This is a genomic window from Catenulispora rubra (genome assembly GCF_015356825.1).
GTDB classification, from domain to species: domain Bacteria; phylum Actinomycetota; class Actinomycetes; order Streptomycetales; family Catenulisporaceae; genus Catenulispora; species Catenulispora rubra.
Genome location: NZ_JAACYW010000365.1, coordinates 1 through 10,827, shown reverse-complemented (window position 1 = coordinate 10,827; position 10,827 = coordinate 1). Strand labels below are relative to the sequence as shown.

General features: G+C 71.0%; 10 protein-coding genes. 2 read left to right on the top strand and 8 right to left on the bottom strand.

The window, feature by feature from the left end:
* The coding region (locus GWK61_RS48840; RefSeq protein WP_194920410.1) for an SLC13 family permease at window positions 1-1,040 on the top strand (1,040 nt) is incomplete at its 5' end.
* Here the strand turns inward: GWK61_RS48840 and GWK61_RS48835 are convergent.
* The 7 genes from GWK61_RS48835 to GWK61_RS48805 are packed head-to-tail and all read right to left on the bottom strand — an operon-like array spanning window position 1,027 to window position 8,761.
* The gene (locus tag GWK61_RS48835; RefSeq protein WP_194920408.1) at window positions 1,027-1,905 is read right to left on the bottom strand and encodes an ABC transporter ATP-binding protein; all 879 of its coding nucleotides are present in this window, start codon (window positions 1,903-1,905) and stop codon (window positions 1,027-1,029) included. The genes GWK61_RS48840 and GWK61_RS48835 overlap by 14 nt on opposite strands.
* Complete coding sequence (locus tag GWK61_RS48830; RefSeq protein ID WP_323748105.1) at window positions 1,898-2,881, bottom strand: ABC transporter ATP-binding protein; 984 nt, start codon at window positions 2,879-2,881, stop codon at window positions 1,898-1,900. Before GWK61_RS48830 ends, GWK61_RS48835 begins: the two co-directional genes overlap by 8 nt.
* Window positions 2,878-3,747 (bottom strand): ABC transporter permease, encoded by an 870-nt coding sequence (locus GWK61_RS48825; protein WP_194920406.1) that lies wholly within the window; start codon window positions 3,745-3,747, stop codon window positions 2,878-2,880. The genes GWK61_RS48830 and GWK61_RS48825 overlap by 4 nt, the downstream gene beginning before the upstream one ends.
* Complete coding sequence (locus tag GWK61_RS48820; protein ID WP_323748104.1) at window positions 3,744-5,051, bottom strand: ABC transporter permease; 1,308 nt, start codon at window positions 5,049-5,051, stop codon at window positions 3,744-3,746. The genes GWK61_RS48825 and GWK61_RS48820 overlap by 4 nt, the downstream gene beginning before the upstream one ends.
* A complete protein-coding gene (locus GWK61_RS48815; protein WP_228564203.1) occupies window positions 5,048-6,691 on the bottom strand; it encodes an ABC transporter substrate-binding protein in 1,644 nt (547 codons plus the stop codon). Before GWK61_RS48815 ends, GWK61_RS48820 begins: the two co-directional genes overlap by 4 nt.
* A 58-nt stretch (window positions 6,692-6,749) precedes the next feature.
* Window positions 6,750-7,697, bottom strand: a complete 948-nt coding sequence (locus GWK61_RS48810; protein ID WP_194920404.1) for a nitrilase-related carbon-nitrogen hydrolase — start codon at window positions 7,695-7,697, stop codon at window positions 6,750-6,752.
* A complete protein-coding gene (locus tag GWK61_RS48805) occupies window positions 7,694-8,761 on the bottom strand; it encodes an agmatine deiminase family protein (protein WP_194920401.1) in 1,068 nt (355 codons plus the stop codon). Before GWK61_RS48805 ends, GWK61_RS48810 begins: the two co-directional genes overlap by 4 nt.
* A gap of 149 nt (window positions 8,762-8,910) precedes the next feature.
* Between GWK61_RS48805 and GWK61_RS48800 the strand changes: the two genes are divergently transcribed.
* Window positions 8,911-9,528, top strand: coding sequence for a TetR/AcrR family transcriptional regulator (locus GWK61_RS48800; RefSeq protein WP_323748103.1), 618 nt, complete (start codon window positions 8,911-8,913; stop codon window positions 9,526-9,528).
* A 162-nt stretch (window positions 9,529-9,690) separates the two neighbouring features.
* Here GWK61_RS48800 and GWK61_RS48795 read toward each other — a convergent pair whose 3' ends face one another.
* Window positions 9,691-10,824: an agmatine deiminase family protein gene (locus GWK61_RS48795; protein WP_369125677.1), complete on the bottom strand. Its 1,134-nt coding sequence runs from the start codon at window positions 10,822-10,824 to the stop codon at window positions 9,691-9,693.
* Window positions 10,825-10,827: the final 3 nt, after the last annotated feature.

Genomic DNA, 10,827 nt, shown 5'->3' with positions numbered 1-10,827 from the left:
CGCCGGGGTTGGCCGAGGTGCGGCGGGGGCGGCGGTCGGTGGCGGCGGCGTTCGTGGTGGCGGCGCTGAGGACGGCTGTCCTGAGTCTCGATGCGACGGTCGTGCTGCTGACGCCGGTGGTCCTGGCCACGACGGTGCGGGCTGGGGTGCGGGATCGGCCGCACGTCTTCGCGTGCGCGCACCTGTCGAACTCGGCGTCGTTGCTGCTTCCGGTCTCGAACCTGACGAATCTGCTGGCGTTCAGTGCGTCGGGGCTGACGTTCGGGCGGTTCGCGCTGTTGATGACCGTGCCGTGGGTGGCGGCGGTCGGCACCGAGTACGTGGTGTTTCGGAAGTACTTTGCGGGTGACCTGGCGGCCGGGGCGGAGGAAGGGCGCGAGCCCGGGGACGCTGAGCAGGCAGGCGGCGCGGAAGAAGCGGGGCAGGGCGAGGAGATCAGCGTCCCGACGTTCACCGTCGTCGTGGTGGTGGCGACGCTGGCAGGCTTCGCGCTGACGTCGCTCGCAGGGCTGAATCCGGCGTGGGCGGCACTCGGCGGCGTCCTCGTCCTGGGCAGCCGGGCGCTGGTGCGACGGCGCGCCACGGTGCGGGAGCTCGCGGGGGCGGCGTCGCCGTTCTTCTGCGCGTTCGTGCTGGCGCTGGGCATCGTCGTAAAGGCGGCGACCGGCAGTGGGCTCGGGGCGCACGCCGGCGACCTGCTGCCGCAGGGCAACTCGCTGCTGGCACTGCTCGGCACGGCGTGCGTGGCGGCGGTGCTGGCCAACGTCGTCAACAACCTGCCGGCGACGCTCGTGCTGCTCCCCGCCGCCGCGCACGCCGGGCCCGCGACACTCCTGGCCGTCCTGCTCGGCGTGAACCTCGGCCCGAACCTGACTTACGTCGGATCGCTGGCGACCCTCCTGTGGCGCCGCGTCCTCACCGCGCACGGCGAGCAGGTGAGCCTGGCGACGTACACCCGGCTCGGCCTGATCGCCGTGCCCGCGACGCTAGTCACCGCGACCGTGGCGTTGTGGGCCGCGGTGAGCGTCATCGGAGTGTGAGCTCGACGTCGGCGGCCTCAGCGTCAGCCAAGGCTCGGCGGGCGGCGCTGATCGCCTGCGGATCCCAGCCCGGGCCGGGGACCGATTCCAGCAGCAGCCGAGTGTAGGAATGCGACGGCGAGGCCAGCACCGATTCGGTCGCGCCGCGTTCCACGATCGCGCCGTGCCGCATCACCACCACCTCGTCGGTGACGCAGCGGACGACGCCGAGGTCGTGCGTGATGAACACGTATGCGATCCCCAACTCGGCGCGCAGATCGGCCAGCAGGTTCAGGATCTGCGCCTGGACCGACACGTCGAGCGCCGCGACCGCCTCGTCGAGCACCAGCACGCGCGGCGAGACGGCCAGCGCCTTGGCGATGGCCACGCGCTGACGCTGACCCCCGGACAGACCGCGCGGCAACGCCGAGGCCTCGCGCGCGCCGAGGCCGACCTGGTCGAGGAGTTCGGCGACGCGGGTGGGGTGGTCGGTGTCCGGGTGGTGCAGGCGCAGGATTTCGGTGAGCGCGGCGCCGATGGGGATGCGGGGGTCGAGGGACAGGAACGGGTCTTGGAAGACCATCTGGACCTGGCGGGCGCGGGCCAGCCGTTCGGGGCGGCCGCGGACCCGGCCGGAATCGGGGCGGTCAGGGCGGTCTTGGCGGTCGCGGCTGTCGCGGCTGTCGCGGCCGTCGATGCGCACCGAGCCGGAGTCGGCGTGTTCGAGGCCGACGATGATCCGCGCGGTCGTTGTCTTTCCTGACCCCGACTCCCCCACTACGCCCAAGGAGCCGCCGGGCGCGACCGCGAACGACACGTCGTCGACTGCGACCTGCGACCCGAAGGACTTCCGCAGACCCCTGACTTCCAGTACCGGCTCAGCCACGGCTCGCGCCTCCTTGCAACGTCAGCGAGCTACTTCGCCAGCAGGCGACCGTTGCCTCGGAGCGATCGGGGATCGCCGTGGTTTCCGGCGGCTCGTCGTGGCACGTGTCCATGGCGTGGGCGCAGCGGCCGGCGAAAGCGCAGCCTTCGATGACCGTGCGTAGGTCGGGGACGCGGCCCGGGATGACGGCCAAGCGGCCGGCCGGCGCGTCGAGCCGAGGGGTGGCCGCGAGCAGCGCTGCGGTGTAGGGGTGCTTCGGATCGGCGAACACCTGGTCGGCGGGGCCGGTCTCGACGATCCGTCCCGCGTACATCACCGCGACACGGTCGGCGATGACGGCGGCGAGTTCCAGGTCGTGCGTGACGAACAGCAGCGCGGTGCCGAAGCGGGTCTGGAGATCCCGCAGCAGCGCGATGATCTCGGCCTGCGTGGTGACGTCCAGGGCCGTCGTCGGCTCGTCGGCCAGCAGCAGCACCGGATCGGCCATCAGCGCCGCGGCGATCATGACTCGTTGCAGCATGCCGCCGGACAGCTCGTGTGGATACTGCCGCAGCGCCCGCTCGGGCAGGCCGACGGCGTCGAGCAGGACCAGCGCGCGCCTGCGTGCCGAGGCCTTGTCGGCCGTGCCGTTGGTGCGCAGGGCCTCGGTGAGGAAGTCGCCGACGCGCCGAACCGGGTTGATGGCGGCGCGGGGGTCCTGGAAGATCATCGCCGCGGTGGTCGCGCGCAGGCGGCGGAGGGCACGCGGGTCCATCGTGAGGACGTCGCGGCCGTCCACCTCGACCACGCCGGATGCCGCCGCGCCCGGCGGGAGCATGCCGAGTGCGGCGCGGGATGTCAGGGTTTTGCCAGAGCCGGACTCGCCGACCAGGGCTACTGTCTGGCCTGCGGCGACGTCCAGATCGACGCCGTCGAGGACGGGGCGCGCCGTTCCCGGCAGGCTTACGCGCAAGCCCTGGATGTGCAACGTGTTCACGCGCGCACGTCCTCTCTTTTGGCAACGTGGTCGGCCCAGTGCTCGCCGACGACGTTGAACGCGACGACGGTCAGGACGATCGCCAGGCACGGCACGATCGCCGACAGCGGCTGGCCCTGGAGCATCGCAGACTGGCCGTCGTTGACCATCGAGCCCCAGTCGGGCGTCAGCGGCGGGACGCCGAGGCCCAGGTAGGACAGTGCGGCGAGGTCGATCAGCGCGTAGCCGAAGTTGACGGTGGACTGCGCAAGGATGACCGGTCCGATGTTGGGGATCAGGTGCCGGACGCAGATCGTCCAGTTGGAGAAGCCCTGGACTCGGTAGGCCGCTAAATAAGGTCTCTGCTTCTCTGTCAGGGTCAGGCTGCGAGACAGACGACTGACATAGGGGGTGTAGGCGAGGGATAGGGCTGCTATCGGTGCCAGCAGGCCGGTTCCGTATAAGGCTACGAAGAGGATCGCCAGCAGCAGGCCGGGGAAGGCGAGCATCAGTTCACTGCTTCGGGACAGGAGAGAGTCCAGCCAGCCGCCGCGCCAGCCTGCGGCGACGCCGACGGCCACGCCGAGCGTTGTGGAGAACACGACGACGGCCGCCGGGCCGAGCAGCGCCGTTCGCGAGCCGAGGATCAGGCGGGAGAGGGTGTCGCGGCCTGAGCCGTCGGCGCCGAGGAGGTGTGCGGAGGACGGTCCGGTCAACGCGGCGCTGAGGTCGGAGGCGTTCGGGTCGGCCGGCGCGATCCACGGTGCCAGGACCGCGATCAGCACGGTCACCGCCGCGAAGGCTGCGCATATGTAGAACAGCCATGGTCGCGATGTCCGTAGTGCGCGTAGTCCGGGGCGGCGGCGGACGAGTGTCAGTGTGCTCATGCGCTGTTCCTCGTGCCGAGCCGGACTCGGGGGTCCAGCAGCGGATAGGTCAGGTCGACGACCAGGTTCACGGCCACGAAGAGGCCCACGATCAGGAGGCTGATTGCCTGCACGACGGGGAAGTCCTTCACCGAGACCGACGTGTCGAGGAACGCGCCGATGCCGCCGAGGCCGAAGGCGGATTCCACCAGGACTGTGGAGACCACGAGGCCGGTGATCGTCAGGCCGCTCATGGTGGCGATGCCGCCGGCGGCGTTGCGGAAGACGTGGCGGCGCAGCACGGTGCGCTCCGGGATGCCGCGGCTGCGGGCTACGGCGACGTGTTCTTTGGACAGCTCGGCGAGCATCGCCGCGCGGGTGACGCGGGCCAGCGTGCCGACCCAGTAGAGCGACAGCGCGAGGGCCGGCAGGGTGAGGTGGTAGGCCATGTCGAAGAACCCTGATCCGGAGCCGATGGACGGGAACCAGCCCAGACGGACCGAGAACACCCAGATCAGCGCGATGGCCGCGACGAAGGACGGTGTGCCGACCGCGACGGAGGTGACGACCAGGACCGCCTGGTCGACCGCGCCGCCGGGGCGCCGTACCGAGAGCCAGCCCGCGCCGATGCCGAGGAGGACGACGAGGACTGCGGCCATGCCGATCAGCACCAGGGTGCCGGGAAGGCGCGCGGTGATCAGGTGGAGGACCGGTGCACGGTATTGGATGGAGGTGCCGAAGTCGCCGTGGGCCATCTGGGTGAGCCAGCGCCAGTACTGGACGGGGAAGGGGTCGTCGAGGTGGTAGTGCGCGCGGATCGCGGCGAGTGCTTCCGGGGTGGCCGAGCGGCCGCCGAGGAGGAAGGTCTCGGGGCGGCCCGGGGCGAGGTAGACGGCGGAGAAGATCAGGAACGAGGCGGCGAGGAGGGTTGCGGCGAGTTCGAGGGCGCGGCGGGCTGCGAAGCGGAAGATTTCCGCGCTCGGGCGGGGCGAACTGCTGGCACTTTTGCCCACGCCGCGCACGCCGCTCGCCGCGCCAATGCCGATCTCGCTGCCGCCGCCGATGTCGCTGACACCGCTGCCCGCACCACTCTCGCTGCCGAAGCTGCTGCTCGCGCTGGCCTCGCTGCCAGCACCGCTCGCGCCGCCGATGCCGACCGCGCCACGCACGCCGCTAACCACGCCTGCGCCGACCGGATTGCTGGCCGCACCGCTCAGGCCGACGTCGCCGCCGCTCGCGCCGAAGCTGCCGCTCGCGCTGCCGAAGCCCCTGCTCGCGCTGTTCTCGCTGTCGGCGCCGCCGCCCACGCCACCCACCACGCTCACCCGGCCGAGCCGACGTCCGCGGCCCACGGGTAGTAGAGGTAGGCGATCGAGGTGGGGGCGCCGGTGATGTGCTTGTCGAGGAAGAGGGAGGTGGGCCATTCGGCGGCGGGGATCCAGAGGAGTTGGTCCATGGCGAGCTTCTGGATCTGGGCGCTGATTGCGGCGCGCTTCGCCGGGTCGTACTCGGCTTCGGCTTGGTCCATGAGTTTGTCGTAGGTCGGGTTCGACCAGGCTGCGTAGTTCTCGAAGTCGCCGGTGTGGAAGATGTGGTACATCGCCAGGGGGTCGGTGGTGGAGAGGTAGTAGGTCTCCGGGAAGGCGTCGAGGCCTTGGCGCGCCTTCGGGTCTGAGAACAGGGCGGTGAAGGCGTCCGGGGACACCGTCTTGAGCTGCACCTTCAGGCCGATCTGGGTTCCGGCGGACTGGAATGCCGTGGCCAGTAGCGAGACGTCCGGGCCGATCGGCGAGGTCGCTATGGTGACGGTCTTGCCGGTGGCACCTGCCTGCTGGATCAGGGCCTTGGCCTGCGTCAGGTCCTGCGCGGTCGGCGGGAGGTCGCTCGCCGGCGGGACGGCGCCTGGGGGCCAGGAGTCGGCCGGGGCGTTGGCGGACGTCACCGAGCCGACGCCCTTCAGGCCGGTCTTGACGAAGCCGGAGCGGTCCAGGGCCAGCAGCAGGGCTTTGCGGACGCGGACGTCGCCGAGGGTGCCGGACAGGTTGCAGACGTTGAGATTGATCGTCGTCAGCGACTTGCCGAAGTACAGCGTCCCGGCGCCGGAGGACTTGAGCCGCGCGTAGCTGTCGGGGGTGATCAGGTAGCCGCCGTCGGCCGCGCCGGTGAGCAGCGCGTTCGTCAGGGCCGTCGGGTCGGTGATGAACTTGAAGACCACCTTGCCGGCCAGCGCCTGCTTGCCCCAGTAGCCGGGGAAGCGGTCCAGCTCGATCGAGGTGCCTTTGACCCAGGTCCCGAGCGTGTAGGGGCCGGTGCAGCCGAGGGAGCCGCCGGTACCGTAGTTCTGTCCGGCGGACTGGACCGCCGCGGCGTGTACGACGGTGCCGGCGGAGTTGGCCATCGCCTCGCCGAACTGCGAGTCCGGCTTCTTCAGCTTGACGGTGACCTGCGACGGCCCGGTCTTGGCGATGGACGTGACGTTGTCGAACGTGGATATCCACGTCGACCCGGTCGCCGGATCCATCTGCCGCTTGAGGGAGAACACCACGTCGTCGGCGGTCATCGTGCCGCCGTCGTGGAACTTCACGCCGGACCGCAGCGTGTAGACGTACGTCGTCGGGTCCGGCTGGGCCGCCGAGGAGGCCAGGCCCGGGGACTCGGTGAGGTCCGGGTTCCAGCGCATCAGCGATTCGCAGACGTTCGACAGGATCATGTTCTGCGGGTAGTCGAAGGCCTGCGCGTAGTCGAGCGTCGTGGGCTCGGCGTAGAGGGCCCAGGTGAACGAGTCGACGGGGCCCTTCGCGACCGGCGTGGACGCGGACAGCGCGTACGCCGCGCCGCCGGATGTCGCCGAGCCAGCACCGCCGGACGCGGTGGTGGTGTGCCCGCCGCCGCACGCCGTGACGGCTGCGGCGAGGAACAGGCTGGCACCGGCACCGGCGGCGGACCGCCAGGGAACTCTGATCAAGGTGATGCTCCTTCGCTACGGAGGGACGCGCTACGGAGGGGACGGGAGGGTGAAGCGGCTAGCGGCGCGCCACAGGCGTGGTGAGCGGCCCGTAGATCTCGGGCCGCCGGGTGTAGACGAGCCCGAACTCCAGCCAGTCCCGGCGCTGGTCCAGGTCCAGGTCGGCGACCAGGACCGCGGGCTGGTCCCGGGGGCCGCGCAGCAGGATGCGGCCGTAGGGGTCGGAGATGAAGGAGGACCCGTAGAAGGTGATCCGCCCCTCCGGGCCGACGCGGTTGGGCACGATCTGGAACAGCGCGTTGACCAGTCCGTTGGCGCTGATGGCGTGCTCCCACATCGGGCGGGTGTCGAACTCCGGCAGCTCCGGCTCCGAGCCGATCGCCGTCGGGTGCACCAGCACCTGGGCCCCGGCCAGGGCGTAGGCGCGGGCCAGCTCCGGGAACCACTCGTCCCAGCAAGTCGGGAAGCCGAAGCTGACGTTGTCGATCGGCACCACCGGGAAGCCGCTGTCGCCGGGGCGGAAGCACAGGTTCTCGTGGTAGCCGGGGAACTCGGGGATGTGGTTCTTGCGGGTGGCGGCCAGCATCCGGCCGTCGGCGTCCACGCAGATCGCCGTGTTGTAGCCGAGGCCGCCGTCGTCGGCGCGCTCGTAGAGCGAGGCGTGCACGACGATGCCCAGCTCCTTGGCCAGTTCGGCGGCCAGGCGCGCGGTGGGGCCGTCGTGCAGGTCCTCGGCGAAGCGCGGGGCGTCCACGGCCATCGCCGCGTCGGCCGCGAAGTACGGGCTGCGCGTCAGCTCCGGGAGGCAGACCACGGTCGCGCCCTGGGCTGCGGCGAGGCGGACGCCGGTGCGCAGCGCCTCGTCGTGGGCGTCGGCGTCCGGCTGCCAGCGCATCTGCACCAGGCCGATCCGCAGCATCGGGCGGACCGAGGGCTCCAGGCGGGCCGGGGAGCCGAGCGGCGAACCGAAGGACGTCAGGAGGGTGTAGTCGATGCCGGAGCTCATGCCGCTGTCACCTTTCGTGCCGCCGTGCCCGGCGCCGTGCCCGGCGCCTTCGGGATCTGCTGGGTGATGCAGTGGATGCCGCCACCGCCGTACGCGAGCGCCGGGGTACGGACACCGACGACCTCCCGGTCCGGCATCGCCTCGGCCAGCACCGCCAAGGCCCCGGCGTCGGCCGGCACGCCGGCGATCGGGACGACGACGCCGCCGTTGGGCAGGTAGAAGTTGAGGTAGCCGACCTCGAGCTCCTGGCCGTCCAGGTCGACGCGGTTGGACTGCGGGATCGGGATGATGCGGAGCTTGCGGCCCTGTGCGTCCAGGGAGTTCTGCAGGATCTCCAGGTTCGCGCGGCAGCGTTCGTAGTCCGGGTGCGCCGGGTCGTCGGGCAGCTGCACGATCACGGTGGCCGGGGCTATGAAGGCGCAGCAGCCGTCCACGTGGCCGTCGGTCTCGAAATCCTCGGCGCCGCCGTAGGGGAGCCAGATGACGGTCGTGACGCCGAGGCGCGCCTTGAGTTCGTCCTCGATCTGCTCGCGGGTCCAGTCCGGGTTGCGGTTCGGGTGGAGCAGGCACTGCTTGGTGGTGATCAGCGTGCCCTCGCCGTCGACGGTGATGGCGCCGCCTTCCAGGATCATCGTTGACGCGACGCGCTCGACGCCGAGGTGCTCCAGCAGCAGGGCACTGATGCGGTCGTCGGCGTCCCACGGGGTGTGCTTGCCGCCCCAGGCGTTGAAGCGGAAGTCGACGCCTGCACGGCCGGCGCCGGCCGGGGCGCGATCGCCGGTCCCGTCGTCGGTGACGAAGATCGGGCCGGAGTCGCGGAACCAGGAGTCGTCGATCGGCAGCTCGATCACCTCGACGGTGTCGCCGCACCGGGCCCGGGCCTCGGCGCCGGCGCCAGGCGGGGCCACCATCAGGACCGGCTCGAAGCGGGCGACGGTCCGCGCCACCTCGGCGTACTCGTCCTTGGCGGACTCCAGGACGGCGCCCCACAGATCGGCTCTGGTCGGCCAGGCCATCAGGGTGCCCTCGTGCTCGGCCCATTCGGCCGGCATGCGCATGGTCATGGGTTCTTCGTTCCTTGTGAGCTGGGTGAGCTGGGTGAGCTGGGGATCCGGGCGCCATCCGGCGGCGCGGTGTGCCTAGAATGCTCTTGACTGAAAGTTCAGTCAAGAGCAGCAGCCCGGGCAGTGACTCGCATGTAAGGTGTGATGGCGTGGCCAGCAAAAGGGACCTGATCCTCCAGGCGGCGGTCGGGATGATCGCGCAGAGCGGCGTCAGAGGACTGCGGGTGGAGGAGATCGCGGCCAAGGCCGGGGCCTCGACCGGGCTGATCTACTACCACTTCAAGGACCGCGCGGGGTTGCTGCGCGCGACGCTGGACTACATCAGCGACCGGGCCGACCGGTACACGGCGCAGGCGCTCGCGGCCGGGAAGTCCGGGGCGGCGCACCGGGATCCGCGCTCGGAGCTGGAGCAGACGCTGCTGCTGGAGCTGCAGGACGACGACGAGATCCGGGAGAACAGCACCGCCTGGGGCGAGCTGCGGGCGTCGGCGATCTTCGAGACGGACCTGCGCGAGCGGCTGGAAGGCGCGACGGCAGGCTGGGTGCGGGAGATGGCCGAGCGGGTGGCCCTGGCGCAGGAGGCCGGGCAGGCGCGCGAGGGCGTCGATCCCGACGACGTCGCCGAGCGGCTGACGGCGCTGGTCGAGGGGCTGTCGGAGCGCTGGCTGTCCGGGACGCTCGGGTTGGAGCGGGCTCGGGACCTGCTGCGCGGGGCGATCGTGGCGGAGCTCGGGCCGAGACCCGGTCTGGATTCAGAATCGAGCTGACCCACTTTTCAGCACAGCCCACTGTCAGCTTTTGCGAAAAAAGAGCCGACCCGGGGAACATCGCCGCGATCAGAGTTCCGGCGGACCGGCAGAAGCGCGACCGCAGCTGGAAGGCCCGGCCGCGCTTCGTCACTCGATCGGCGGAGGACTCAGACGCAGCACTCAGACCGAGGGCTGCTGCTGCGTGACGCAGTGGATGCCGCCGCCTCCGTTGCCGAGGTTGTCGATGTTCAGCTGCTCGATGGTCCGGCCGGGGAACAGGGTGCTGAGGGTGTCGTAGGCCAGGCCGTCGGCGTTACCGTCGCCGAACTGGGCTGAGATGACGGCACCGTTGCAGACGTAGTAGTTGGCGTAGGAGCCTACGAAGTTCTGGTTCGTGGAGCGGATGACGTTGTAGTTCGGGCCCTGCATCTGTGTCACTCCGATGGGCGCACCCTGGGCGTCGGTCGCGGAGGAGAGTGCCTGGTACTGCTGGTTTTCGTCGGTGGCCCAGATGTCGCTCTCGTTGGGGTCCGGGATCTGCACCGCGCCGGCGCCGGGGCCGAGGAAGCGGCTGGTGGCGTCCACGTGGTCGTCGGTGACGTCCTGGTTCTTGATGCCGGTGAACCACAGGACCTTGCCGGCGCCGTAGGCCGCGCACATCGCGGCCTCGATCTGCGCCTGGCTCAGGGATGGGTTGCGGTTGGCGTTGATGATGCTGGAGCGGGTGGCCATCAGGGTGCCGGCGCCGTCGGTCTCGATCGCGCCGCCCTCGCTGACCAGGCCGGCCGCGGTGAAGGGCAGGCCGAGGTAGGCCGCGACGCGCCGGGCGACGAGGGCGTCGTTGGCGTGGGCCTGGCGGTTGCCCCAGCCGTTGAAGTTCAGGCCGACGGCGTCCAGGCCGCCGGCGCCGTTGGTGCGGAAGACCGGGCCGGTGTCGCGCATCCAGCAGTCGTTCACCGGGATGGAGCCGATGACGGTGACGCCGGAGCCGCACATCGAGCGGGCCTTGGAGACGCTCGCGGAGTTGGCGAGCAGGTAGACCGGCTCGTAGCCGGCGATCGTGCGGGCGATCAGGGCGATGTTCTGCTGGACGCCGGAGAGCTGGCGGCCCCAGATCGAGGTCGAATCCGGCCAGGCCATCCAGGTGCGGGTGTGCGGGACGGAGTCGGCCGGGACGACGAAGGTCCCTGACGCGGCAGCGGCGCGGCGGGTCCCGGCGGCAGCAGCGACAGGGGTCGCGGCGGGGGTCGCGGCGTCGGCGGCCCGGGCGCCGACCAGGGTCGCGGCACCGGCTGCGGCGGCGCCGAGCAGCACGGC

What these genes read in the sequence shown, in the direction of transcription:
- GWK61_RS48825 (WP_194920406.1), bottom strand. Translation starts at nt 3,747, where the DNA reads ATGAGCACACTGACACTCGTCCGCCGCCGCCCCGGACTACGCGCACTA.
- GWK61_RS48810 (WP_194920404.1), bottom strand. Translation starts at nt 7,697, where the DNA reads ATGAGCTCCGGCATCGACTACACCCTCCTGACGTCCTTCGGTTCGCCG.
- GWK61_RS48805 (WP_194920401.1), bottom strand. Translation starts at nt 8,761, where the DNA reads ATGACCATGCGCATGCCGGCCGAATGGGCCGAGCACGAGGGCACCCTG.